This is a genomic window from Streptomyces cirratus (assembly GCF_014650775.1).
In the GTDB taxonomy this organism is placed as follows: domain Bacteria; phylum Actinomycetota; class Actinomycetes; order Streptomycetales; family Streptomycetaceae; genus Streptomyces; species Streptomyces cirratus.
Genome location: NZ_BMVP01000001.1, coordinates 813,824 through 838,078, shown reverse-complemented (window position 1 = coordinate 838,078; position 24,255 = coordinate 813,824). Strand labels below are relative to the sequence as shown.

The following is a 24,255-nucleotide window of genomic DNA, read 5'->3' as shown; positions in this document are numbered from 1 at the left end:
CTGCAGCTCCGTACTTCGCACGACCCCGAGCGTCAGGGGCGCTTCATGCTCTGCGGGGCGGCCATGGGGCTCGCGGCTCCCTTGGGGCCGGCGGCGGGCTTCACGGCCGACGAGAACTTCTTGCTCCGGAGCGTCACCGGCGTCGGGGTCGTCTGCTGGGTCCAGGCCTCGTCCCAGACGAACGTGGTGCCCGCGACGTCGCCGTGTGTCTGCCACACGGTCCCGTTCACCGTCACCGCCTTGACCCAGGCATTGCCGTCCCGCACCTCGATGGCGACGCCGCAGACACCCGCGGGGTAGTCCGGGTTCGCGGGGTCGTTCATGGTGGCCGTGGTGTTGGTGAGGTCCTGCCAGACGATCGGTCCGCCCAGCGGGGTCCCCCTGCCCACGTACGTCTTGCCGCCGGTGAGCACGGCCTGGAAGTCCACCGCGTCCCGTGCGGCGAAGGCGTCGATGTCGGCGCACGGCCCGGTGGCACCCGCCGGACCGGCCGGCCCTGCCACTCCCTGGGGTCCGGCCGGTCCGGCCACGCCCGCCGGTCCCGCGGGTCCCCCGGGTCCTGCGACTCCCTGGGGTCCGGCCGGTCCGGCCGCACCCGCCGGTCCCGCCGGTCCGGCCGCACCCGGCGTCCCTGCCGCACCCGTGTCACCCGTCGGACCCGTGTCACCCGTCGGACCCGTGTCACCGGTCGGCCCGGTGTCGCCCGTCGGTCCGGGAGGACCCTCGGGGCCGGTCGGTCCGGTGGGGCCTTCACACCTGTCGTCGTGGGCCGCCTTCTTGGCCGCCGGCTGGCCGGGGACCATCTTCTCGGCGCCCGGCTGGCCGAGCCGCGCCTGCTGGTTCTGCTCCTGCGACGGGCCGTCCTCGTGGTGGTGCGGCGGCCGGCCCTGGCAGTGGTCGTCGTCGGCGGCCGGCGCACCCGACAGACGGATGCCGGCTGCGGTCGTGGCGTGCGGCGCCATGGCGATCGCGGGACTCGCGATTCCCGTCAGCAGCAGGGCGAGCGACGCGACGACGCCGCCTTTCAGCCAGGTGCCGCGTTGGGGAAGCGGTCCAAGACAGGACCGGTTCGTGGGCCCAGGACTCATTCGTGTGCTCCTTGTCGAGCCGGATCAGGTGGTGTGGGGGAAGCGGGTTCACGCTTCCCCTGCCGTCTTCGGAGTCCCGATGTGGTGACTTGAGGCTTTTGTCGGTCGATTAACGGATTGGCCTACAAGCCCACCTCCAACAGCCGCACGGCCCCGGCGAACCCGCCCGTGCGCCTCGGCGTGCCGCCCACGGTCGTCCCGAACCGGTCCCTAAGGTCGCATGTCGCCAGGTCGCCCGGCCCGACCCGCACGAAATGGTGATGCCGTGAAGAAGCCGTCCATCTGCCTCTGCATGATCGTCAAGAACGAGTCGAAGGTCATCGAACGATGCCTCGCCCCCGTCCGCGACCTCGTCGACACCTGGGTCATCTCCGACACCGGCTCGACCGACGGAACCCAGCAGCTCATCCGCACGGCGCTCCACGGCATCCCGGGCGAACTCCACGAGGAACCCTTCCGCGACTTCGGCCACAACCGGAGCCTGAACATCGCCCGCGCCCGCGGCCGCGCGGACTACCTGCTCCTGCTCGACGCCGACCTGGTCATCCGCCGCGACGGCCCGCTTCCCGCGCTGACGGCCGACTCCTACATGCTCCGCCACGAGGGCCCGACCGAGTACCGCATCAAGCGCCTGGTCCGCGGTGACCTCCCCTGGCGCTACGAGGGCGTCACCCACGAGTACCTGACCGCCGACCAGGACCACTCGCAGGAGAACCTGGACGCGCTCGTCATCGAGGACTACGGCGACGGCGGCTCCAAGCACGACAAGTTCGAACGCGACGAGCGGCTGCTGAGCGCCGAGATGGAACGCGACCCCACCAACCCTCGAACCGTCTTCTACCTGGCCCAGACCCTGCGCGACATGCGGCGCACGGACGAGGCGATCGCCCTGTACGAGCGGCGCGCGCAGATGGGCGGCTGGGCCGAAGAGGTGTACTTCGCGCTCCTGCAGTCCGGGATCCTGCGCGCAGAATCCGACGACTGGCCGTCCGCCATGGACGCCCTCTCGCGCGCCTGGGAGGCGCGCCCCCAGCGCCTCGAAGCCTGCTACGAACTGGCCAGCCGGCTGCGCCGGATGGGCCGGTACCACGCGGCGCACGCCTTCGTCCGGCTCGCGCTCGGGCGGGAGCGGCCGGACGACCTGCTCTTCATCCAGCCGTGGGTGTACCGCTGGGGGCTGCTGTTCGAGTACTCGATCACGGCGTACTGGGTGGGTGACTACGCCGCTTCGCTCGAAGCCTGCGACCGCCTGCTGGAGCTGCCCGACCTCCCCGAGGCCCACCGCAAGCAGACCCTCGCCAACCGCGAATTCTCCGCCCGCCGGCTCGCCCCCCTCCCCGAACCGGCCCCGGCGACGCCGTAACCCCTGGCGGCACTGCCCGGGCGCGGATCCTCCGGACGGTGGCTGTAAAAGGCACTCGCCGGGTACGGATCGGCGCGCCGCCCCCGGCGCTTGGGGCCTGCCGACGGGTCTGCCCCGGCCTGCACGGAAGCCCTCCGCGGTGGGAGGGCTTCGTGTGTGGAAAGAGTGCCCCCGGCAGGACTCGAACCTGCGGCCAAGCGCTTAGAAGGCGCCTGCTCTATCCACTGAGCTACGGGGGCCGGAAGGTGGCCGTGGTGGCCTGGAGCCCCTGGGTGGGGGTGGGACTGTGGTCCGTGCCGGGTCAAGGATAGGGCTCCGGTCGCCTTGTCCCGGTTGCTTCACCCGCGTGCCACGATGTGGAGGTTCGGTGAAGCGGTCCGATAATCGCAGGCAGGTGCGATTCTCGCATCGCTTTTGCGCCGCGCCGCCCCTGGGTGTTGTGCACTCGTTATGCCTGCGTCCCACTCGTCCGCCGTGTCCATGATGTCCCGCTGGAGTCGCGGTCGGCGCGCAGAGGGCGTATAAGCTTCAAAAATGGCCTTAAATTGGGCATTCTTCGCATGTGGTGACCTTGGATGTTCGGCCTCAGCTGCTCGATGCCCTGTCCGCCCTGCGCGACCGGGTCGCGTCCGTGCGTCTGCCGCTGCCCCTGCCCGGCGCCCCGCGCGCCCGCCAGACGAGAGCCGAGCTGCTCGCGCAGCTCGACGACTACCTCGTACCCCGGCTCAAGGCGCCCGAGGCGCCGCTGCTCGCCGTCGTCGGCGGGTCCACCGGGGCCGGAAAGTCCACCCTCGTCAACTCCCTCGTAGGCCGCCAGGTGAGTGAAGCCGGTGTCCTGCGCCCCACGACGCGCATCCCCGTGCTCGTCTGCCACCCCGACGACCACCACTGGTTCGCCGGTATGCGGGTCCTGCCCGACCTCACCCGCGTATGGGCTCCGCAGGACGAGGAGGACGCACGCCCCGCACCCAGAAGGACGAATCCGCGCGGACATCACCACGCCACCCGCGAACTGCGCATCGAGACCGTCTCCACCCTCCCCCGCGGCCTCGCCCTCCTCGACGCACCCGACATCGACTCCCTCGTCGTCGAGAACCGGACACTCGCCGCCGAACTCATCTGCGCCGCCGACGTCTGGGTCATGGTCACCACCGCCTCCCGGTACGCCGACGCCGTCCCCTGGCACCTCCTGCGTACCGCCAAGCAGTACAAGGCCACCCTCGTCACCGTCCTCGACCGGGTCCCGCACCAGGTGCTCGCCGACGTTTCACGGCAGTACGGGGCCCTGCTGACGCGGGCCGGCCTCGGCGACGTACCGCGGTTCACGGTCCCGGAGCTGCCCGAGTCGGCCGGCGGGGGCGGGCTGCTGCCGGCCAGCGCCGTCGCGCCGCTGTTCGAGTGGCTCAGCCACCACGCCACGGACCCGGCCGCCCGCCAGTACGCCGTGGGACGCACCGCGCTCGGCGCGCTCGACTCCCTCGGCCGCCGCATGCCGGAACTCGCCTCCGCCGTCGCCGCCCAGCACGCCGCCGCCGTACGGCTGACGGCCGCGGTCGAGGACGCGTACAAGCGCGAGGGCAGGCGGGTGCGCAACCGGCTCGACCGAGGAGCCGTACTAGCCGGTGACGCCCTGACGCGCTGGCGCGGCTACCCCCTCGACACGAGCGCCGACGAACTGCTCGACTCGCTAGCCGAATCCCTCGCCGCGCTGCTCCAGTGCGCGGTCGCCGCCGCCGACGAACGGATCGCCGACGCCTGGAGGCGCGAACCCGCCGCCGCGGCCCTGCCCCTGCCCGCCCCCGACCGCGAAGCGGCGGAACGTATCGGCATGGCCGTACGCCGCTGGCGGCGCGTGCTGGAGGAACTCGCCGAGGACGAGGTCGCACAGCTCGACCGGCAGCCCGCGCCCGACCCCGACGCCGTCGCGGCCCTCCTCGTCTCCGCCCTCCTCGGCGGCAAGAGGGCCCGGCCGGCCGGGGAGAAACTCGCCGAGCGGATCGGCGCACAAGCCGCCCTGCGCCTGCGCGACCGGGGCGGGGAACTGGTCGGCGACCACCTCGACCAGGTGCTGCGCGCCGAACGCGACCGTCGGCTCGCCCCGCTGGAAGCCCTCGAAGTGACCCCCGAACCACAGGCCGAGCTCATCGCCGCGCTGTCCGTACTGCAGAAGGAGAGGTGACACGGTGAGCGCCTTGACCGACCGCAACGGGGAACGCTGGGACGACGGCTTCATCGCACGTTCGCGCCCCAAGCCCACCGGCGAGGGCCCGGACGACGACGACAGCGACGACGCGCTCGTGCGGGCCGTCTCCGGAGCCGGCAGCGACGGCGGCAAGGTGCCCGCGCCCCCGCCCAGCCCCGAAGCGCAGGCGCTTCGGACCCGTCTGGACGCGCTGCGCCAGCTCGTCGGGCTCTCACGCACCCGCATCCTCGACGGCAAGAGCCTCGCCGAGGCCGGCCGCGTGCTCGACGAGGCGGCGGCACGGCGCGGGCTCTCCCCCCAGCACACGGTCGTCGCGATCGCCGGAGCCACCGGCAGCGGCAAGTCCACGCTCTTCAACGCCCTGGCCGGAGTGCAGATCTCCGAGACGGGACTGCGCCGCCCGACCACCGCCGCGCCGATCGCCTGCAGCTGGTCGGACGGGGCGGCCGGACTGCTCGACCGGCTGGAGATCCCCGGACGGCTGCGGCGCCGGCCCCGGGAGACGCCGGAGGCCGAGGCGCTGCGCGGCATGGTCCTCGTGGACCTGCCGGACCTGGACTCGGCGGTCGTCGCGCACCGCGAGCACGTGGACCGGGTACTGGCCCTGGTCGACGCGGTGGTGTGGGTGGTGGACCCGGAGAAGTACGCCGACGCGGTGCTGCACGAGCGGTACCTGCGGCCGCTGGCCGGGCACGCGGAGGTGACGTTCGTCGTGCTGAACCAGGTGGACCGGCTGCCCGGGGAGGCCGCCGACCTGGTCCTGGACGACCTGCGGCGGCTGCTCGACGAGGACGGCATGGCGCTCGGCGAACACGGCGAGCCCGGCGCCACCGTCCTCGGCCTGTCCGCGCTGACCGGGGAGGGCGTCGGGGAACTCCGCGAACTCCTCGCACAGTTCACCCAGGAGAAGGGCGCCGCGACCCGGCGGATCTCCGCCGATGTCGACCGGGCCGCGGCACACCTGCACCCGCTGTACGTCGCCGACGGGCACTCCGGGCCCGAGATCGGGGAGGCGGCGCGCGCCGCCTTCGAGGACCGGCTCGCGGAGGCGGTCGGGGCGTACGCCGTCGGGCTCGCCGCAGAGCGGGCCTGGCGGCGCAACGCCGGGAAGGCGTGCGGGACGCCGTGGCTGCGCCTGTGGCGCTGGTACGAGAGCAGGCGCTCCCCGCGCTCCCTGTCGGGACTGGCCGCCCTCGCGGCGATCGGGCGCTCCCCGGGGGCCGGACCGGCGCCGGCCGAGGAGGAGGTCACGGCCCGGCAGCGGGTGGAGCAGGCCGTACGGACCGTCGCGGACGAGGCGGCCGTCGGGCTGCCGGAGCCGTGGGCGCAGGCGGTACGGGAGACGGCGGTGCGCGGGGCCGAGCGGCTGCCGGAGGCGCTGGACGAGATCGCGGTGACTTTGGGAACGGCCGTCGCGGTACCCAGGGCCAAGCCGCCGCGGCCCAAGTGGTGGCCGGCGGCGGTACTGGCGCAGGCGGCCATGACGCTGCTCCAGGTCTTCGGCGGAGTGTGGCTGACCGGGCAGATCATCGGGGTCCTGGAGCCGCGCCTGATGCCTCCGGTACTGCTGATGGTGGCGGGCATCGTCGGCGGGCCGCTGGTCGAATGGGCCTGCTCGATGGCGGCGCGGGGCCCGGCGCGCCGGTACGGGCAGGATGCGGAGCAGCGGCTGCGGCAGGCGGCGGCCGGGTGCGGGCGGGCGCGGGTGCTGGAGCCGGTCGCGGCGGAGCTGCTGCGCTACCGGGAAGTGCGCGAGCAGTACGCGACGGTGGCGAGGTTGTCCACAACCCGCCAGTAATCCACAGGCCCGAGCGGGACGGGGGGCAGCGGGCCAGCATGGTCGTACCGCGTGCGGACGGTCCGCGCGGGGACGGGATGCGGGGGAGGGGAAGCCGGGATGAACGACACCCAGGTGACGCTGGTGGGCCACGTGGCGACCCAGATCGACTTCAAGGAGACGCCGGCGGGTCCGTCGGCGAGGTTCCGGTTCGCGGTGACGCCGCGGTACTTCGACCGGCGCAAGGAGGCGTGGGCCGACGGGTCCACCAGCTTCTACACGGTGTGGGCGCGGCGGGCGCTGGCGGTGAACCTGGCCAGTTCCGTTTCGGTCGGGGAGCCGCTGGTGGTGCACGGGCGGCTGCGGGTCAGGGAAGACCCGCCCGACGGGGACGGCGTGCGGTGGTTCTCGGCGGACATCGACGCCACCGCCATCGGACACGACCTCAACCGGGGGACGGCGGCATTCCGCCGGGTCGTGAGAACGGACGTGCCGCTGATGGATGCTCAGAAGGCGGCGGTGGTCTGAATGTTCGAGGGGGCTAAGATCACCCGGTACTCACGGGCACCTGGGCCTTCGGCCCGAAGGGGAAGACTGTGTCGATCGCTGTTCCCGCACCCTCCGTTCCTGCTCCCGCCGCTGTTCCTGCTCCCGCTCCTGAACCTGCTCCTGAACCTGCTGCCGTTACGGGCCCGCCGCCGGCTCCACCGGCCGGTGTTCCGGTTCCGGACGCCGGGCGGTCTTCCGTACGGGCCTCCGCGCGGCGGCCGCTGGCGGTGGCCCTGCTGGCCGCGGCCCTCACCGCCGCCCCGGGAGCGGCGGCCGCGGCAGATTCCGGTTCGACCGCGGACCGGGCCCCGGGGGGCGCGAGCGCCGTGCTGGACGGGCTGAAGACGTACGGGCAGGCGGTCCTGCGCGGCGGAGACGGATCGGTCCGGCAGATCCCGGCCGGGCTGTACGAAATGCGCGTCGACGGCGGCGGCATGCTCCAGACGTACGGAGTGGGGGTGGCGGGCTTCGCGCAGCCCGAGGCCCGGTACACAGAGAGCGGGTGGGGCGGGACCCCGCTGGCCGCCAACCAGGACGCGGGCCGGATCCGCTGGGTGCTGGAGCACTCCTACCCGCAGCTCAACGACCTGGCCGGGCTCGCGAAGGCGGCCGGGGCCGGATCCCTCACCGCCGAGAGCGCGGCGGCCGGGACCCAGGTCGCGATCTGGCGGCTGGCCGACGGCGCGCAGGTCGAGGCGGCGGACCCGGCGGCGGAGAAACTGGCCGGCTACCTCCAGCGGGAGGCGGGCCGGCTGTCGGAGCCCCCGGCGTCGCTGGGGCTGGACCCCGGGCAGGTGTCCGGTCCGGTCTCAGGGCCGACGGGCGCCCGGCTGGGGCCGGTCACGGTGCGGACGGGCGCGCAGAGCGTGACGGTCACCCCCGACGCGGCGGCGGTGGCGATGGGCGTGCGGGTGGTGGATGCCGAGGGGCGGCCGCTGACCACCGCCGGCAACGGGACCCGGCTGTACTTCGAGGTGCCCGCGGGGACCCCGGACGGGCACGCCTCGGTCGTCGTCCAGGGCTCCACCAGGGTCCCGGTCGGGCGGGTCTTCGCCAACGGGGTCCCGGGGCAGGCGCAGATCGTGGCCGGCTCCAGCGCGGTCGCGACGGCCGCCACCGCGACGGCGCTGTGGCCCTCGCCCGACGCGATGCCGATGGGCGGCGCGACGGCGGTGGCGCTGTCGGCACCGCAGGACTCCGCCGACGGGGAGCGCCTGGCCGTCAGCGGCAGCTCGGGGGCGACCCCGGTGATCGCGGCCCTGGCGGTCGGCCTGGTGATCCTGGGCGGCATGGTGGTCCTCCTCCTCCGCAAGCGCCCCCTGGAGGGCGAGGACGACGCCTAGTGCGGTGGCCGGGAAGGTTCTGCCGGGTCGCGGCGTCCGGTGCGGTGCAGCGCAAGGCGGAGGGCCGTGGCTCGTACCGGACGTACTCGCGCGGTTTCGACAACGGTGGGGGCACCTCCCAGCGGCAGCTGAGGGAGAGGTGCCGTGCCGGGCGCCGCGACCCGGTGAACCTCTCCCGTCACAGCACCAGCGCGCCCCAGCCGGCTGCCCGGCGCGGAAACCCGCGGCCGACACCCCGGCGGGGGCCGGCCACCGGCGCCGGGGCCCCGGCCCGCACGAGGCGGGGCGTGTCCCGGGTGGGGCGGGGTTGCCCCGTGCGGGCCGACTACCGGGGAGCCGGGGGGCTCCGGCTCGCGGTGGCCTGGGCGGGCCCCGGTCGCCCCCCGGCTGCCACGGGCGGGGAGGGGGTGTGCGGCGGGCCGGCCCGGTGGGGAGGCGGCCGGCGCCCAGCGGCGTCACCGCTGGTGGCGGGCTCGGGCTCGGGTCTGGACGGGGCGGCCGTCTGCGTGGTGGGACGGCGCCCGGCCCCGGCCTTCGCGCCCCGGCCGGATCCCGCGCGGCGGCGGGCACCGCCCCGCAGGTGGTGTCCGGTCCCGCCCCCGCCGCAGCCCGGGCCGCACCGCCCGATGCTTCGGGTGCCCCGCCGCCGTGTGGGGTCGGGCGGTGGCGTGGAGGAGGCGCGTAGGGGGCTGATTCGGAATCGGGGCTGCTGGGTAGGCGGTGGCAATGGGTGATCAGGATCTGACGTGGCAGGGCACATTCGCGCGGTGGGACCGGCGGCTATTCGACGCGGTGGCGCAACGGCACTGGCCCGGAGCCGACCGGGTGCTGCCGCGACTCGGACGGGCCGCGAACCACGGCGTGCTGTGGGGCGGGGCCGCCGCGGCGATCGCCGTGTTCGGGTCGACCCGCTCCAGGAAGGCCGCGCTGCGTGGCGCGGCCTCGCTCGCGCTTGCTTCGGCGACCATCAACACCGTCGGCAAGTTGTCGGTGCGCCGCGCCCGCCCGCTGCTGGACGGCGTGCCCACCGTGCGCCGGCTGACCACCCAGCCCTGGACCACCTCGTTCCCGTCGGGGCATTCCGCCTCCGCCTTCGCGTTCACCACCGGTCTCGCCCTGGAGGCCCCGGGATGGGGCGCGCTCCTCGCACCGGTGGCCGCCTCGGTGGCGTTCTCCCGCGTGTACACCGGGGTGCACTACCCCTCCGACGTGGTGGCGGGTGCCGCACTCGGCGTCGCCGCCGGGCTCGTCGTGCGCCGGCTCGCGCGGGACGTGGAGGAGGCCCGGGTCGTGCCGGGCGACGAACGCAGGGCGGTCGGGGCGCCCGCACTGCCCGACGGGGACGGGCTCACCGTCGTGGTGAACACCGACTCGGGGACGGCCGCCCGCGCCGGGCTGGACTCGGTGCTCGACCGGCTGCCCAAGGCGGAGCTCGTCGAGTGCGCGGGCCCCGACCTGCCGGCGGAACTCGCCGCGGCGGCCGCCCGCTCCAAGGTGCTCGGGATCTGCGGCGGAGACGGCACGATCAACGCCGCCGCCACGGCCGCCCTGCGCGCCGAGATCCCCCTGGCCGTGTTCCCCGGCGGCACCCTCAACCACTTCGCCCTCGACCTCGGGCTGGCCGGGGCCGAGGACACCTGCCGCGCCCTGGCCGCCGGGCACGCGGTCCGGGTCGCCGTCGGCCGCTTCACCCCCGGCGCCCGCCCCGCCCCGCGACACGCCGCGGACGATCCCGCCGGGGAGGGCACCGAGGCCGGGTACTTCCTGAACACCTTCAGCATCGGCGCCTACCCCGAACTGCTGCGCCACCGGCTGCGCTGGGCGCCCCGGATCGGCGGGGGGCCCGCCGCGCTGCTGGCCGCCTGGCGGGTGCTGCGCGCCGAGCACCCCGTCGCGCTGCGGCTCGCCGGCCGGCCCCGCAAGGTCTGGCTGCTCTTCGCGGGCAACGGCACCTACCACGGCACCGGCCCCACCCCCCGCCGCCGCGACAGCATCGGTGAGGGGCTGCTGGACGTACGGATGGTCTACGGAGGCGGCCGCCCCGGCCCCCGCCTCCTCGCCGCCGCCTTCGCCGGCCCCCTCACCCGTTCCCCCGTCCACACCGCGACCAAGCTGCGCAGCCTGCGCATCGCCGACATCCCCGAGGGCACGCCCCTGGCCTACGACGGCGAGTACGCCCACGCCCCTTCCGCCTTCGTCCTCGACGCCCTGCCCCACGCCCTCACCGTCTACCGACCGCACTGAGGGCCGCCACGGGTCCCCAGTGCTGTGACCACCACCTACGTGATCGACGGCGCCGGCATCCACACCCCTGAGGACTTCTGGACGGCGCTCGGAGAAGCCGTCAACGGCCCCGGCGGCTACTTCGGCAAGGGCCTCGACAGCCTCACCGACTGCCTCCGCGGCGGCTTCGGCACGCCCGACGACGGCTCGTACGTCTTCGAATGGCGCGACCACGCCGCCTCCCGCCGGGCCCTCGGCCACCCCGGAACCGCCCGCTACCTGGAAGGCGTCTTCTCCCGCTGCCACTACACGAACCGCGAGCGCGTCGCCGAGGAGCTCGCCCGGGCCCGCGCCGGCCGCGGCCCCACCCTCTTCGACATGCTGACGGGGGCCTTCACGGACGCGGCACCCGCCGTCCTCCGCCTCCTGTGATCTGCCGGACGCGCAGGCCTGCCGGACGCGCAGGCTTGAGGCGGGAGCACCGCCTCACCCCTCCGGGGCCGTCCGCAGGCCGTCGGCGATGACGTCGCCGCCGTCAGGGACGGAGCGCCCCGCCGGCGGAGCCACCCCCAGGTCGGCCCGCATGGCGCCGCGCATGACCACCCACTGTTCGTTGACCCGCAGCAGAGCGGCCCGCATCTCCTCGAACGACTCGACCGAGCCGCCGGATGCGGCGGTGTCCTCCTCCAGGCGCAGCACCCCGTCGTAGATCTGCGCGAGCGTCCGCGACATGGAGTCCAGCTCCGCCAGCACCGCGTCGGAGGCGGCCATCTGCGCCTCGGCGAAGGACGCGTGCATCGCATGGCGCGCCTCCTCCAAGGCGGTGCGCGCTTCCACGGTCACCTCGCCCCGGTGGACCAGCCACAGGTACTTCATGAGTTCTATGCGGTAGCGGCGGTAGCCGGCGTTCGAGGTCACGTAGCACTCCCGCCTCTTGTCCAGTTCGACGGCCTGCTGCTCGCGGGCCCACTGCGCGTCCGCCGCCCGTTCCTGCCGGTCGAAGCGGTGGGTCTCGGCGCGTGTCACGAGCCGCTGCGACAGGACCGGCGCGAGGAGGGTGCCCGCCACCGCGATCGTCGTGCCGGCGAGCGCCAGCAAGGCGTTGTCCACGAATCCTCCCCCGCCCCAGCTCAGGGGCTCTGACCTACCCATTCGCCCGTGGGTATGGACGTCAGGCAAGATGGGGTGTATCTGCCCACCATCGATCTGCCGGACGGTTTCTCTTGGCTGAGTTCATCTACACCATGCGCAAGACGCGCAAGGCGCACGGCGACAAGGTGATTCTCGATGACGTCTCCCTGAACTTCCTGCCAGGCGCCAAGATCGGTGTGGTCGGCCCCAACGGCGCCGGTAAGTCCACCGTTCTCAAGATCATGGCCGGCCTGGAGCAGCCGTCCAACGGCGACGCCTTCCTGTCGCCCGGCTACAGCGTCGGCATCCTCATGCAGGAGCCCAAGCTCGACGAGTCGAAGACCGTACTGGAGAACGTCCAGGACGGCGCCGCCGAGGTCATGGGCAAGCTCAAGCGCTTCAACGAGGTCGCCGAGCTGATGGCGACCGATTACACCGACGCGCTCATGGACGAGATGGGCAAGCTCCAGGAGGACCTGGACCACGCCAACGCGTGGGACCTCGACGCCCAGCTGGAGCAGGCCATGGACGCCCTGGGCTGCCCGCCCGGCGACTGGCCGGTCACCAACCTCTCCGGTGGCGAGAAGCGCCGCGTGGCGCTGTGCAAGCTGCTGATCGAGGCCCCGGACCTGCTCCTCCTCGACGAGCCCACCAACCACCTCGACGCCGAGTCGGTGAACTGGCTGGAGCAGCACCTTTCGCAGTACAAGGGCGCCGTCGTGGCCGTCACCCACGACCGGTACTTCCTGAACAACGTCGCCGAGTGGATCCTCGAACTCGACCGCGGCCGCGCGCACCCCTACGAGGGCAACTACTCCACCTACCTGGAGAAGAAGGCCGCCCGCCTCAAGGTCGAGGGCCGCAAGGACGAGAAGCGCCAGAAGCGCCTCAAGGAAGAGCTGGAGTGGGTGCGGTCCAACGCCAAGGGGCGTCAGACCAAGTCCAAGGCCCGTCTCGCCCGCTACGAGGAGATGGCGGCCGAAGCGGACAAGATGCGCAAGCTCGACTTCGAAGAGATCCAGATCCCGCCGGGCCCGCGTCTGGGCTCGATCGTGGTCGAGGTCAACAACCTCTCGAAGGCGTTCGGCGACAAGGTCCTCATCGACGACCTGTCCTTCACGCTGCCGCGCAACGGCATCGTCGGCATCATCGGCCCGAACGGCGCCGGCAAGACCACGCTCTTCAAGATGATCCAGGGCCTGGAGACCGCGGACTCCGGCTCCATCAAGGTCGGCGAGACCGTCAAGATCTCGTACGTGGACCAGAGCCGCGCCAACATCGACCCCAAGAAGACCCTCTGGGCGGTCGTGTCGGACGAGCTGGACTACATCAACGTCGGCCAGGTCGAGATGCCGTCCCGCGCGTACGTCAGCGCCTTCGGCTTCAAGGGCCCGGACCAGCAGAAGCCGGCCGGCGTGCTGTCCGGTGGTGAGCGCAACCGCCTGAACCTGGCGCTGACCCTCAAGGAGGGCGGCAACCTGCTCCTCCTCGACGAGCCCACCAACGACCTCGACGTCGAGACCCTGTCCTCGCTCGAGAACGCGCTGCTGGAGTTCCCCGGTGCGGCCGTGGTCATCTCCCACGACCGCTGGTTCCTCGACCGGGTCGCCACCCACATCCTCGCCTACGAGGGCGAGTCCAAGTGGTACTGGTTCGAGGGCAACTTCGAGTCGTACGAGAAGAACAAGATCGAGCGTCTCGGCGCGGACGCGGCCCGTCCGCACCGTGCCACCTACAAGAAGCTCACCCGAGGCTGAGGTCCGAGGCCATGGCCAGACACCACTATCGGTGCCCGCTGCGCTGGGCGGACATGGATGCCTTCGGGCACGTCAACAACGTCGTCTTCCTCCGCTACCTGGAGGAGGCGCGCATCGACTTCATGTTCCGCCTGGCGCCGGGGGAGGGCAGCGAGTCCTTCACGGGCGGCTCCGTCGTCGCCCGGCACGAGATCGACTACAAGCTGCCCCTCGTGCACCGTCACGAGCCGGTCCTCATCGAGAGCTGGGTGACCCGGATCGGCGCCGCGTCCCTGACCATCCGCTACGAGGTCAAGGACGAGGCGACCGAGGACGCACCGGAGACGGTCTACGTGCGCGCCGAAACCGTGGTCGTGCCGTTCAACCTCGCCGAGGGGCGGCCCCGCCGCATCACGGCCGAGGAGAGGCGCTTCCTGGAGGAGTACCTCGACGAGCCCGTACCGGCGGGTGCCCCGAAGCGCAGTGAAGGGCGCATCGCGGCATGAACGGGCAGTTGCGCTTCGCCGATTCCGGGGAGGCGGCGGACCTCGCCGCCTTCCTGGGCCGGCTGGTGCACTACGACCGTGCCGCCGTCGTCCGCCTGCAGGCCCGGGCGGAAGGCGGGGCGCTCGCCGTCTTCGGACGGCCGCCGTCCTTCGACGTCCTGGCCGTCCGTGCGGTGCGGCTCGCCGCGCCCGTCGGGCGGCCGCTGGACCTGACGGTGTCCGCCGGCGAGCTGCTGGAGTCGGTGGACGAGGTCGCTGCCGGCGCCGTCGTGCCGCAGCCGGTCACCGGGCCGCCGTGGGCCGGTGTACTGCCGCCGCGGGGCGGCTGGGAGCAGGTGCCCGGGCTGCCGGGCGCCGAGGCCATGCGGGCCGCCGTGGCCGGGGCCGTCGCGGAGTTCCGCGCCCGTGACGCGGCACTGCCCCCGCAGCACCGGACCCGGTCGGAACGCGACCGGATCGGCCGCGACATCTGGTCCCGGGCCCTCGGCGACACGGAACTGCCGCTGCGCGCCGTCCACGCCGCGCAGTCCCTCGGCTTCCTGCGGCCGGTGCGCACCACCGTCCCGGCACGGGCGGCCCACGAGCGGCCCGAACCGGTGGCGCTGTTCACCTGCGGCGGCTGGCTGCGGCTGAGCACGCCGTACGGGTCCGTCGCGATGCGGCGCCCCGGGCGGACCGGGGGGCTCGGCGCCCTGCTGGTGCGGCCGGTCTGAACCGGGTCGACCCGGGATCTCGATCACGCCGCGTTGGCCGGCGCCCGTTGGCCGGTGCCCGTTGGCCGGAGCCCCTGGGCCGTAGCCCGTTGATCAGGCCGTGTTGATCATCGAGGCGGCCGCGTAGGTCAGGTACCGCCACAGCTGCGCCTCGTGCTCCGGCGCCAGCCCCAGCTCGTCCACCGCGACCCGCATGTGGCCCAGCCACGCGTCGTGCGCGGCCGCGTCCACCTGGAACGGCGCGTGACGCATGCGCAGCCGCGGGTGCCCGCGGTTCTCGCTGTACGTGGACGGGCCGCCCCAGTACTGCATCAGGAACAGCGCGAACCGCTCCTCGGCCGGGCCGAGATCGCCCTCCGGGTACATCGGGCGCAGCAGCGGGTCTTCGGCGACGCCCTGGTAGAAGCGGTGGACGAGCCGGCGGAAGGTGGCCTCGCCGCCCACCAGCTCGTAGAAGGTCTGCTCCTGGACCGTGCCCTGCGGATTGTCATTCACCCGACCATCGTCTCAGACACCCGGACGGAGGACCGGGGTCCTAGGACCTCCCCCAGCCCGGCCGACGACCACCACTCGCCTTCGCCGCCGCCGGGCAGGACAGTGGAGGCATGGGAGCACACACCACAGGACGGGACGTGCGCGAGCTCGCGCACGCCGCCCAGGTGCGGGAGCTGACCGCCGCCGGGGTCTTGCAGGACCCGGCCTGGCGGGCGGCCTTCGCGGCCGTGCCCCGCCACGTCTTCGTGCCGTACTTCTGGACCGGCCGCGGCGCCGGGCACGAGCGGCTGTGGGGCGAGGACCCGGACCCCGAGCGGCGGGCCCGCTGGCTGCGCGGGGTGTACACGGACGCGCCCCTCGCGACCCGGCTGCGCGACGGGGAACTGCTGTCCTCCAGCAGCCAGCCCTCCCTGATGGCCAAGATGCTGGAGGCGCTGGAGGTACGGGACGGGGACGACGTACTGGAGATCGGCGCGGGCACCGGCTACAACGCGGCGCTGCTCTGCCACCGGCTCGGCGACGACCACGTCACCACCGTGGACCTCGACGAGGAGATCACCGAGTCCGCCCGCGCCCACCTGGCCCGGATCGGCTACCGGCCGACCGTGGTCACCGGCGACGGGGCGCGCGGCTGTTCCTCCCGCGCCCCCTTCGACCGGATCCTGGTGACCTGCACGCTCCCGCTGATCCCGCCGGCCTGGCTGGGCCAGTGCCGGCCCGGCGCGCGCATCCTGGCGCCCCTGTCGACGGGGCTGATCGCGCTCACCGTCCGCGACGCCGACTTCGCCGAAGGCCGCTTCCTGCACACCCCGGCCTACTTCGTCCCCCTGCGCGGGGCCACTGCGGCGGCCCCGCCTTCCGCGGCCGCGCAGGAGGCGCTCCCGTACGAGCTGGTGGAGAACGAGCGCTTCCAGTTCATGCTGATCCTCAGCGCAGGCGCGCTGCACCCCCGGGAGGGACTGGACCTGTGGCGCCGCGAAGGACGCCCGGGCCGCGAGCGGTTCGGCGTGACGGTCACCCCCGAGGGCCAGTGGTCCTGGCTGGACGACCCCCAGGGCCCGTACGTGTGGCCGCTGGGGGAAGCCGCGTCGGTGTGAGCCCCGGGGGGCTCAGCCGCGCCGGACGGTGATGGTCGTCCAGGCGCCCACGTGGACGCGGTCGCCGTCGGCGAGGGGGATGGGGACGTAGGGCTGGATCGGGTCCTCGCCGCCGTTGATGGTGGTGCCGTTGGTGGAGTTCTGGTCCACCACCGCCCAGCTGCCGTCGGGCTGCTGGACGAGGACGGCGTGCTGGTGGGAGACGCCCGGGTCCTCCGGGGGCACCGACAGGTCGATGTCGGGGGACTCGCCCGTGGAGGCACGGCGGCGGCCGATGGTGATCTGGCCGCCGGAGAGCGGAAGGTGCTGCTCGGGCGAGTAGGCGGGGAGGTTGAGCCCGGCTGCCTCGGGGCCGCTGCGCTGCATCATCGCCATGAAGTACGAACGGTCCGGGCCGACCGTCGCGCTCCAGGACCCCCCGCCGCCCTGGGACGGGAAGGGCTGCTGCTGCTCCGGCTGCTGGTGCTGCTGCGGTGCGTACTCCTGCTGTTGCTGCCGGGGCTGCTGGTACTCATGCGGCGCCTGCTGGTAGTGCTGTTGCTGCTGCTGGGGCGCGTACTCCTGCCGCAGCGGCTGCTGCTCGTGCGACGGGGGCGGAAGCAGCCAGTCGTCCTCGCGCTGGAGCGGCTCGGCCGGGCGGTTGACCCGGGACGGGCGGGAGCCCTGGTAATCGAAGTGGTCCTGCGAGAAGGTCGGCGGCGCCGGTACCGGCGGCGGGGGCACCGGCGCCCGCCCGGGGCCCGCCGGCGCGTCCGGCGCGAAGGAGGGCGGCGTCGGCGTACGCGTCAGGAAGTTGAACCGGCACTCCTCGCAGAACGGCGCCATCGCCTCGCGCGGGGTGCGGCACTGCGGGCACAGCTCGGCCTGGGCGGTCGGCTCGCCGGCCGTGGGAGGATAGCCGTAGCCGTAGGAGGGCGCCGCGGGAGCGCTCGTAGCGGCAGCCATGCGGTGGCCGCAGACCTCGCACCAGTCGTCGGAGGCGGACTGGTGTCCGTTCGGGCAGGTCGGCATGGCGACGCTTCCCCCTTCTCCCTGCGTCATCGCGTCAGGTTCTTCTCAGGTCTTCTTCACTCGGACGGTCTGCGTCGAACGCGTTTCAAGGGTCATCTCGTCGGCATCGGCGACCTTCGCTTTCAGCCGCACAGTACCCGCCGCCGCATCCACGACATCCACCACCTTCGCCAGAAGTCTGGCAGTGCCGGCGTTCCCGGACGCGCTCGCCAGCTGCACGGCGCGTCCCAGCTTGGCGGTCGCGCCGTCGACATCGCCCAGTTTGCGTGCCTCCAGGCCCTGCTGGATAGCCTGCGCCAGCTCCGCCTGTCCCGTGTAGTGCGCCACCTGCGGGCTGATGGCGGTGGAGGCGGCGAGGTCGTCCGTCCACACCGCCCTGACCAGGCCCTGGGCGAGCGTGACCGGCGGCTCACCGGCGACCGGGGGCATCACCAGCATGGCCCGCGCGGCCAGCATCTCCTGGCCGACGGACGCGCCCGGCACCCGTACGCACACGTGGTACTCGCGGGACTCGTCGCCCCACGAACCGGTCGGGTAGTCGCCCGCGCGCGGCCCGGCCGCGGTCCGGCGGTCGGTGAGGTCCTGGACGGAGGGCGCGACCTGCTTGACGTACTGGATCTCCGCGCCGACCGGCGTCCACAGGCGCAGCGAGACGTCCGCCACCTCCTTGCCCATGACGTTCTCCATCATGCGCGTGAAGTCCTCGCTGAGGTGGGCGGGATCGGCCACGATGTCGGCGGAGCCGAGCAGCGCGCCCGCGATGTCCGTGACGTCCTTCACCTCCCAGTCGGTGCCGACTCCGCGCGCGTCACAGGTGAAACGCCCCGCGCAGGCGTCGAGCGTGGCGCGCAGCACGGCCGGTTCCTCGTGTTCGTTGCGGCCGTCGGTGAGCAGGATCCCGTGGCGGATGGTGGCGGCGGACCCGCGCAGCAGGCCGTCGGCGAGGCGCAGCCAGGTGCCGATGGCGGTGCCGCCGCCGGCGGCGAGGCCGCGCAGCGCCTCCTTGGCCCGGGCGCGGGTGGCGGGGTCGGCGGTGGCGAGACGGCCCTGGCCGGGATAGATCTCGCGGGCCACGTGGGTGCCGGCGATCACCGCGAACGAGGTGCCGTCGCGCAGGGTGTCGATGGCGGCGGCGGTGGCCTCGCGGGCGCCGCGCATCTTGGTCGGCGGGTGGTCCATCGAGCCGGAGCAGTCGAGCATGATCACGACGGCCGAGCCGCCGGGTGCGAGGGCGGCGGAACGGGTGGCGGTGGCGCCGCCGGTGGAGGTGACCGTGACGATGGCGTGGACGTCGCGGCCGCCCTCGGGGAGGAACTCGTTCTGGTACACCTCCACGCTGAAGCGCGGGGCGCTCGGCTTGGCGAAGTTCGCCATCGGTGGGCTCCTAGGAGGTCGGTTCCGTTTCCGGTTCCGTTTCGGCGTGGACGGGGGGCCGCGGCGGGACGGCGGCGAACGGGACGACGGCCACGGTGATGTTGTCGTGGCCGCCCCCGTCGAGGGCGTGCCCCACCAGGACCTGCGCGCTGTGCAGGGGCCGGAACGCCGCGTCGGAGGGCAGGACCTCGGCCATCTCCCGTGCGGACTCGGCGTAGTTCCACAGGCCGTCCGTGCAGACGACGACGACGCCCGGGTGGTCCGGCTTGAAGCTGGCGGTGTGCGGTTCGAGGTCGTACGCGTCGGCGCCGAGCCAGCCGGTGATGGCGTGGGCGCGGACGTCCGCGTACGCCTCGGCCTCGCCCATCAGCCCGGCCGCGACCATCTGGGCGGCCCAGGAGTCGTCCTCGGTGAGGCGGCGGGGGAGGGCGGCGCGGTCGTCGGGCACCCAGTAGGCGCGGCTGTCGCCGACCCACCCGATGGTGAGGACGCCGCCGCTGACGACTGCGCCGACGAGGGTGCAGGCGGGGGCGTTCTGGGCGCCGGGGACCTCCGGCGCGAGCGCGTTCACGGCGGCCGCGGCGGCGAGGATCGCGTCGTGCATGGCCTCCTGGGGGTGGGCGCCGCGGGGGAGGGCTTCGAGCAGCGCCTCGTTGGCGGCGCCGGCGGCGGCGGCGGAGGCCTCGTCGGGGCGGCTGGCGGAGGAGACGCCGTCGCAGACGATGGCCACGGTGGCGGCGGAGCCGTCGGGGAGTGCGGTGGCGGCCACCGCGAAGGAGTCCTCGTTGCGGTGGTGGCGCAGCCCGCGGTCACTGACGGCGGCGACGCTGCCGAGCTCCTCTTCGAGGTGGTCCCGCTCGCGCGGCTGCGCGTGCCCGCAGTGCTCGCAGTACCCATCGGTATCCACCCGCCCGGCCCGGCATGCGACGCAGGTCTTCCCCTCACCCTGCGGTGACCCCTGCGGGGGGCTGTACGGGGGCTCTTGGGCGGGGCCGGTCCCCTGCTGGGGGCTGTACGCGGGTTCTTGGGCGGAGCCGGACTGCCAGGGGGTGGCTTCGGCCGGGGTGGTGGGGGTGCCGGACCAGTCGTCGGCGTCGCCGACCAGCGTCGGGGCGGCGCTGGTGACGCTGCCCCACCCGGGCGCGGGCACCCCGGAGCCGTATCCGCCTGCGGGCGCGGCCGGTTCGGCGTGATCGCCGTAGGACCGGCTCCCGCCGGACGCGGATGCCGGTACCGCCCGGGCGGCGTACTCCCCGGCGGACCCGTGCTCGCTGCGCTCCTGTTCGTCCCCGGTGTAGCCGGGCCCGCCGGGGCCCCAGGCCGCCGGGGTGTGGTCGGACCCGGTCGCGCCGCCCGGTCCGGGCTGGGCGTACGGCGGGCCGCCGGCGGCCGGGTTCCCCTGCTGGTCGGGCGTCGGGCGGGCGGGATCGCCCCCGCCGGGGGGCGTGGGTGCGGCGTAGCCGCTCCGGTCGGGGCCGCCGGGCACGCTCGGAGCGGTGGCGTCGTGTCCGCCCGAGGCGGCGTCAGGGGCGCCGGGGGGCCGGGGCGCCGTGCCGCCGGGGTGGGTCGTGGTTGGGCCGGGCGCCCAGGGCGCGGCGCTGCCGGGACCGCTCGGGGCGGCGATCGGGTGGCCGCAGACGCCGCAGAAACGGTCAGCCTCTTCCAGGGGCTCCGCGCAGCCGGGGCAGCCCGACAGCCGATGCATCGACATCAATCACACCCACGTCCGGGGACGGAAACGGTTTGCCCGCTCCACCAGTTCGATCCTCTCCTCGCCCCGCTGCGCCAGCCGGGCGAGGACGCGGTACGAGCGCTCCAGACCGAAGCGCAGTGCCCGCTCGTCCAGTTGACTGCCGAGCAGCGAGGTCCGGCCGGGGTCGGCACCCCGGCTACCCGACAGTACCCAGTCCAGGGCCGAGCCCAGAACCTCCACCGACAGCCGTTCCCTGCGCACCGAGTCCAGCCCGAACCGCCCCAGCGCCTCCACCTGCGCGGCAGCCGCCACCAGGTCGGGCAGCAGCAGCTCTTCCGGGGACCGGTCGCGCAGGCGTGCCCGTACGGCCGCCACCCGGGCGGCGGTGTAGTGGATCGACACCTCCGGCACCGACTCCAGGGTCCCCACCGCCCCCGCCCGGTCGCCGGAGGCGAGCTGCACCCGGGCCAGCCCGAACGCCGCGCTCACGAAGCCGGGATCGGTGATCCAGACGAGCCGGTAGTACTCGGCGGCGTTGTCCAACTGCCCCAGGACCTCCGCGCACAGCCCCAGCGCCAGCTTCGGCGCCGGCTCGCCCGGGAAGGCGTCGTAGACGGCGTCGAAGGACAGGGCGGCAATCTCGTCGTCCCCGGTGGCCAGGGAGGCGATGCCGCGCGCCCACACCACCCGCCAGTCGTCCGGGTGCAGGACCTCCAGCTCGGCCAGCGCCCGCCCCGCCACCGCGAGTTCGCCCAGCTCCAGCCGGGCGCGCAGCTCCCGCAGCCGCAGTTCGGCGGAGTCGGCCGGTGCCGAGGCCAGCGCCCCCAGGAGGTCGGCGGGCGCGGCGGTGAGCAGTCCGGCCAGGAACCCGGCGTTGGCATCGGCCGGGTCCACCAGCGGAACCGGGAGCGCCAGCGCCGCGCCCCGGGCGTCCAGCGCCGCCAGCCGGCCGCGCGGAGCCGGGGCGACCGGGACGGCCGGGGCGACCGGGGCGGACGCGAGGGCCCGCGTCACCGCCCCGCCCCGCCGCTGCGCCGGAACCACCGCCCCGGCCCCGGCGACGACGGTCCCCGCCTCATCGGCGTACAACCGGGTGTCCGTGACCCGGAGTTCCGGCCCGAACAGCGTCGACAGCTGGGGCCGCGGCCGGCCGGTCTGCAGCGCGACGACCTCCCGCAGCACACCCGTCAGCTGGTCCGCCATCTCCTGCGCCGACGCGAACCTCCGGCCGGGATCGGGATCCGTGGCCCGTACCAGCAGCCGGTAGAACGACTCGTACCGCCGGAACACCTCGATGTGTTCGGGGTCCGGCAGCGAATCCACGAACACGTTCGTGTAGCCCTGGAAGTCGAAGGTCAGTACCGCCAGGGTCCGCGCCACCGTGTACAGGTCCGACGCCACCGAGGGACCCAGCTCCGCGACCTCCGGCGCCTGGTAGCCCACCGTGCCGTAGATGGCCGACTCCTCGTCGTCCATCCTGCGCACCGCGCCCATGTCGATCAGCTTGAGCTGGTCCTGCTGCTGGATGGCGTTGTCGACCTTGAAGTCGCAGTACAGCAGGTTCCTGCTGTGCAGGTGACCGAGCGCCTCCAGCGCCTCGATGCCGTACGCACACGCCTGCTCGACCGGCAGCGGGTCCCGCCGCCCGTCCGGCCGCCGCCGCTCGTTGGCGATCTCCTTGAGGGACTTGCCGCCGACGTACTCCATGACTATGTACCCGTCCAGCGAACCGGTCCGCTGGTCCAGGTGCTCCACGAAGTTGTAGATCCGCACGATGTTGGAGTGCTCGATCTCCGCGAGGAAGCGCCGCTCGGAGATCGCCGCCTCCATCGCGTCCTGGTCCCCGGTGTCCAGCAGGCCCTTGAGCACCACCCACCGGTCGGAGACCGCCTTGTCCACCGCCAGGTACACCCAGCCGAGGCCGCCGTGGGCCAGGCAGCCCGCCACCTCGTACTGGCCGCGCACCACGTCGCCCGGGTTCAGCTTGGGCACGAAGGAGTACGGGTGCCCGCACTTGGTGCAGAACCCCTCCGTCCGGCCCGGCCGGTCGCCGCGCGCCCGCCCCACCGGGGCCCCGCAGTCCGAGCGGGAGCAGAACCGCTTGCGCTCGGGGACCTCGGGGTTCTCCAGCACCGCCGCCGAGGGGTCCGGACGAGGCACCTGCGGCACCTCGACCAGTCCGGCCCCCAAGCGGCCGCGCCCCGAGGACGAGCCGGCCGAAGCCGAACTGCGCACCGACACCGACCGGCTGGACGCCGTCCCCGGGAGGGAACGCGACAGCCGCCCCGACACCGAGCGCCGCGACGAGGACGACCGCGAGGATCGCGCCGAACGGGAGGAGCGGGCCGACGCCGACGAAGAGCGCCCCGAGCCCCGGGAATCACCGTGCCGCGCGGCACTGGTCATACCGGTGGGCGGCGACACCAGTTCCCCCGCACCCGCCGACACGGCGCCGACCGGCGCCAGCCCGCAGGTGTCGCAATACACCTCCCCGCCCCCCATGTCCTCGTACGACCCCGGGCAGCCGGGGCGCACGCACGCGGTTCCGATCAGGCTCATACGTCTTCTTCCCTCTCCGCCCCGCCCACGGCGGGGGGCGTCTCCTGCGGCTCGGGCTGCGGCTGCGGCTGCGGCTGGGGCTGCGGCGTCAGCGCCTCGGCCGCCGCCCACTGGTAGCGCAGTACGGCCTGCTCGGCGGCCCGCAGGTCGCAGGGCGCGCTCCACAGCATCCGCCGGGCCGTGTCGTAGCGCTCCATCAGCAGCGGATCCTCCGCCATGCCGTGCCGGGCGACCTTCGCCTTGTACGCGTCGAGCCGGCCCCGCAGCTCCGCCCGCACCGCGAGCGGCGCCGTCACCGCCGTCAATGACTCGCGTGCGCGACGCAGTTCGTCCTCGGCGCGTTCCTCCAGGGATTCCAGCAGCGGGGACAGCCGGTGCCACTGCGCCTGACGGCGGTACTCGGCCGCCGCCACGAGCTGCTCCTGCAACGCCGTGGGCGGACCACTGACCGCCGGAACCTCCGAAGCGGCGATCTTCGCCAGCACCTCGCCGCGCGCCGTCCGCGCCTCCGCGAGGGTCCGGTCGGCCCGCGAGAGGAGGTCCCGCACGCACATCAGCCGCTGCTCGGCGTCCTGCCGTACCGCCAGCACCGCCTCGATCTCGCGGCGTACGTCATCCAGCGCGCGCGCCGCCCGGTCGTACCGGGTGGTGTCCGGACGCCCGCCGCCCGGGGCGGAACTCCCCGCCACGGGGACCCAGAACGCCAGCGGGTCCGCGATCACCTGCTCCCGCAGCTGCGCCAGCTCGGCGGTGATGTCCTCCAGGTCGTCCCCCGAGGGGTGTTCACCGGGACGCACGCCGACCGAGCGGGCCAGCGAACGCGTCCGGTGCAGCTCGGCGGCGAGCAGGTCGATCCGCGCGGGCAGCGCCGACCACACCGCGTCGGCGGCCACCACCACGTCCAGGGAGCCCGCGTACAGCTCGTTCATCCGCAGCACCAGCTCCGCGAGGGAGAACCGCTCCGCGAGCCCGGCCCCCTCGGCGCCGGCCCCGGCGACCACCACGCCGGGCCCGCGCAGCCGCTCGGTCAGCTCCACGAGGTCCTCGCGGCTCGGCCAGCGCCGCCGTTCGCGGATCTGCCGGGCGGCGGCCAGCGCCCCGCTGTAGGCGTCGAAGTACGTCCAGAGCCGGGTGATCGCCGCGTCGGCGGCCGTCCAGCGCTCCTTGGTGGTCCCGGTCAGCCCGGCGCCCTCCAGGAGGCGCCGCCCGGCGTGGTCCTGGAGCGCGAGCAGGGAGGTCTCCACGGCCTCGTGCTCCGCGCCCAGGCGGGCCAGCGCACGGTCGACCTCGTCCCGGTCCATCACTGCCGATCCCGTCTGCGGACGGCGCACCCGGCCCTCCCCGCTCTCCTCGCCCACGTACGGCAGCGATCCCGATCCCGATCCCGATCCCGC

19 protein-coding genes and 1 tRNA gene are annotated in these 24,255 nt (G+C 74.0%); 11 read left to right on the top strand and 9 right to left on the bottom strand.

Annotation, left to right across the window (positions count from 1 at the left end):
• Positions 1–32 precede the first annotated feature (32 nt).
• Positions 33–1,088, bottom strand: a complete 1,056-nt coding sequence (locus tag IE207_RS32945; RefSeq protein WP_229873286.1) for a hypothetical protein — start codon at positions 1,086–1,088, stop codon at positions 33–35.
• 265 nt (positions 1,089–1,353) lie between these two features.
• On the opposite strand from IE207_RS32945, the gene IE207_RS03775 reads away from it, so the two are divergent.
• Positions 1,354–2,451 carry a glycosyltransferase gene (locus tag IE207_RS03775; protein ID WP_229873285.1) on the top strand — a complete coding sequence of 366 codons (1,098 nt, stop codon included), beginning with the start codon at positions 1,354–1,356 and terminating at the stop codon, positions 2,449–2,451.
• Between the two features lie 166 nt (positions 2,452–2,617).
• Here the strand turns inward: IE207_RS03775 and IE207_RS03770 are convergent.
• Positions 2,618–2,690, bottom strand: a tRNA-Arg gene (locus IE207_RS03770).
• Positions 2,691–3,022: 332 nt separating this feature from the next.
• Between IE207_RS03770 and IE207_RS03765 the strand changes: the two genes are divergently transcribed.
• From IE207_RS03765 to IE207_RS03740, 6 genes are all read left to right on the top strand, one after another.
• Entirely contained in the window at positions 3,023–4,630 is a 1,608-nt protein-coding gene (locus IE207_RS03765; RefSeq protein ID WP_190182515.1) for a dynamin family protein, read from the top strand.
• A gap of 4 nt (positions 4,631–4,634) precedes the next feature.
• On the top strand, positions 4,635–6,452 hold the full coding sequence (locus tag IE207_RS03760; RefSeq protein WP_190182514.1) for a YfjP family GTPase: 1,818 nt from the start codon (positions 4,635–4,637) through the stop codon (positions 6,450–6,452).
• 99 nt (positions 6,453–6,551) lie between these two features.
• Positions 6,552–6,959 carry a single-stranded DNA-binding protein gene (locus tag IE207_RS03755; RefSeq protein WP_190182513.1) on the top strand — a complete coding sequence of 136 codons (408 nt, stop codon included), beginning with the start codon at positions 6,552–6,554 and terminating at the stop codon, positions 6,957–6,959.
• A 248-nt stretch (positions 6,960–7,207) separates the two neighbouring features.
• Positions 7,208–8,323: a TQXA domain-containing protein gene (locus IE207_RS03750; RefSeq protein ID WP_229873284.1), complete on the top strand. Its 1,116-nt coding sequence runs from the start codon at positions 7,208–7,210 to the stop codon at positions 8,321–8,323.
• A gap of 726 nt (positions 8,324–9,049) precedes the next feature.
• Positions 9,050–10,567 carry a bifunctional phosphatase PAP2/diacylglycerol kinase family protein gene (locus IE207_RS03745; RefSeq protein ID WP_190182512.1) on the top strand — a complete coding sequence of 506 codons (1,518 nt, stop codon included), beginning with the start codon at positions 9,050–9,052 and terminating at the stop codon, positions 10,565–10,567.
• Between the two features lie 24 nt (positions 10,568–10,591).
• Positions 10,592–10,978, top strand: a complete 387-nt coding sequence (locus tag IE207_RS03740; protein WP_190182511.1) for a barstar family protein — start codon at positions 10,592–10,594, stop codon at positions 10,976–10,978.
• Between the two features lie 54 nt (positions 10,979–11,032).
• Here the strand turns inward: IE207_RS03740 and IE207_RS03735 are convergent, their stop codons facing one another.
• A complete protein-coding gene (locus IE207_RS03735) occupies positions 11,033–11,656 on the bottom strand; it encodes a hypothetical protein (RefSeq protein ID WP_190182510.1) in 624 nt (207 codons plus the stop codon).
• Positions 11,657–11,769: 113 nt separating this feature from the next.
• Between IE207_RS03735 and ettA the strand changes: the two genes are divergently transcribed.
• The 3 genes from ettA to IE207_RS03720 are packed head-to-tail and all read left to right on the top strand — an operon-like array spanning position 11,770 to position 14,632.
• On the top strand, positions 11,770–13,434 hold the full coding sequence (ettA, locus tag IE207_RS03730) for an energy-dependent translational throttle protein EttA (protein WP_190182509.1): 1,665 nt from the start codon (positions 11,770–11,772) through the stop codon (positions 13,432–13,434).
• 11 nt (positions 13,435–13,445) lie between these two features.
• Positions 13,446–13,919: an acyl-CoA thioesterase gene (locus tag IE207_RS03725; RefSeq protein WP_190182508.1), complete on the top strand. Its 474-nt coding sequence runs from the start codon at positions 13,446–13,448 to the stop codon at positions 13,917–13,919.
• Positions 13,916–14,632 carry a DUF8010 domain-containing protein gene (locus tag IE207_RS03720; RefSeq protein ID WP_190182507.1) on the top strand — a complete coding sequence of 239 codons (717 nt, stop codon included), beginning with the start codon at positions 13,916–13,918 and terminating at the stop codon, positions 14,630–14,632. Before IE207_RS03725 ends, IE207_RS03720 begins: the two co-directional genes overlap by 4 nt.
• Positions 14,633–14,725: 93 nt before the next feature.
• Here IE207_RS03720 and IE207_RS03715 read toward each other — a convergent pair whose 3' ends face one another.
• Positions 14,726–15,127 carry a globin gene (locus tag IE207_RS03715; RefSeq protein ID WP_190182506.1) on the bottom strand — a complete coding sequence of 134 codons (402 nt, stop codon included), beginning with the start codon at positions 15,125–15,127 and terminating at the stop codon, positions 14,726–14,728.
• 110 nt (positions 15,128–15,237) lie between these two features.
• Between IE207_RS03715 and IE207_RS03710 the strand changes: the two genes are divergently transcribed.
• Complete coding sequence (locus IE207_RS03710) at positions 15,238–16,224, top strand: methyltransferase domain-containing protein (RefSeq protein WP_190182505.1); 987 nt, start codon at positions 15,238–15,240, stop codon at positions 16,222–16,224.
• 12 nt (positions 16,225–16,236) lie between these two features.
• Here IE207_RS03710 and IE207_RS03705 read toward each other — a convergent pair whose 3' ends face one another.
• Genes IE207_RS03705 through IE207_RS03685 form a run of 5 tightly spaced genes read right to left on the bottom strand, consistent with a single transcriptional unit; the run spans position 16,237 to position 24,162 of the window.
• Positions 16,237–17,265, bottom strand: a complete 1,029-nt coding sequence (locus IE207_RS03705; RefSeq protein ID WP_417815316.1) for an FHA domain-containing protein — start codon at positions 17,263–17,265, stop codon at positions 16,237–16,239.
• 15 nt (positions 17,266–17,280) lie between these two features.
• A complete protein-coding gene (locus IE207_RS03700) occupies positions 17,281–18,609 on the bottom strand; it encodes a vWA domain-containing protein (protein ID WP_190182504.1) in 1,329 nt (442 codons plus the stop codon).
• A 10-nt stretch (positions 18,610–18,619) separates the two neighbouring features.
• Positions 18,620–20,320: a protein phosphatase 2C domain-containing protein gene (locus tag IE207_RS03695; protein WP_190182503.1), complete on the bottom strand. Its 1,701-nt coding sequence runs from the start codon at positions 20,318–20,320 to the stop codon at positions 18,620–18,622.
• A 3-nt stretch (positions 20,321–20,323) separates the two neighbouring features.
• The gene (locus IE207_RS03690; RefSeq protein WP_190182502.1) at positions 20,324–22,861 is read right to left on the bottom strand and encodes a serine/threonine-protein kinase; all 2,538 of its coding nucleotides are present in this window, start codon (positions 22,859–22,861) and stop codon (positions 20,324–20,326) included.
• On the bottom strand, positions 22,858–24,162 hold the full coding sequence (locus IE207_RS03685) for a coiled-coil domain-containing protein (protein ID WP_190182779.1): 1,305 nt from the start codon (positions 24,160–24,162) through the stop codon (positions 22,858–22,860). Before IE207_RS03685 ends, IE207_RS03690 begins: the two co-directional genes overlap by 4 nt.
• Positions 24,163–24,255 lie beyond the last annotated feature (93 nt).

What these genes read in the sequence shown, in the direction of transcription:
- IE207_RS32945 (WP_229873286.1), bottom strand. Translation starts at nt 1,088, where the DNA reads ATGAGTCCTGGGCCCACGAACCGGTCCTGTCTTGGACCGCTTCCCCAA.
- IE207_RS03755 (WP_190182513.1), top strand. Translation starts at nt 6,552, where the DNA reads ATGAACGACACCCAGGTGACGCTGGTGGGCCACGTGGCGACCCAGATC.
- IE207_RS03745 (WP_190182512.1), top strand. Translation starts at nt 9,050, where the DNA reads ATGGGTGATCAGGATCTGACGTGGCAGGGCACATTCGCGCGGTGGGAC.
- IE207_RS03725 (WP_190182508.1), top strand. Translation starts at nt 13,446, where the DNA reads ATGGCCAGACACCACTATCGGTGCCCGCTGCGCTGGGCGGACATGGAT.
- IE207_RS03720 (WP_190182507.1), top strand. Translation starts at nt 13,916, where the DNA reads ATGAACGGGCAGTTGCGCTTCGCCGATTCCGGGGAGGCGGCGGACCTC.
- IE207_RS03710 (WP_190182505.1), top strand. Translation starts at nt 15,238, where the DNA reads ATGGGAGCACACACCACAGGACGGGACGTGCGCGAGCTCGCGCACGCC.
- IE207_RS03705 (WP_417815316.1), bottom strand. Translation starts at nt 17,265, where the DNA reads ATGACGCAGGGAGAAGGGGGAAGCGTCGCCATGCCGACCTGCCCGAAC.
- IE207_RS03700 (WP_190182504.1), bottom strand. Translation starts at nt 18,609, where the DNA reads ATGGCGAACTTCGCCAAGCCGAGCGCCCCGCGCTTCAGCGTGGAGGTG.
- IE207_RS03695 (WP_190182503.1), bottom strand. Translation starts at nt 20,320, where the DNA reads ATGTCGATGCATCGGCTGTCGGGCTGCCCCGGCTGCGCGGAGCCCCTG.
- IE207_RS03690 (WP_190182502.1), bottom strand. Translation starts at nt 22,861, where the DNA reads ATGAGCCTGATCGGAACCGCGTGCGTGCGCCCCGGCTGCCCGGGGTCG.
- IE207_RS03685 (WP_190182779.1), bottom strand. Translation starts at nt 24,162, where the DNA reads ATGGACCGGGACGAGGTCGACCGTGCGCTGGCCCGCCTGGGCGCGGAG.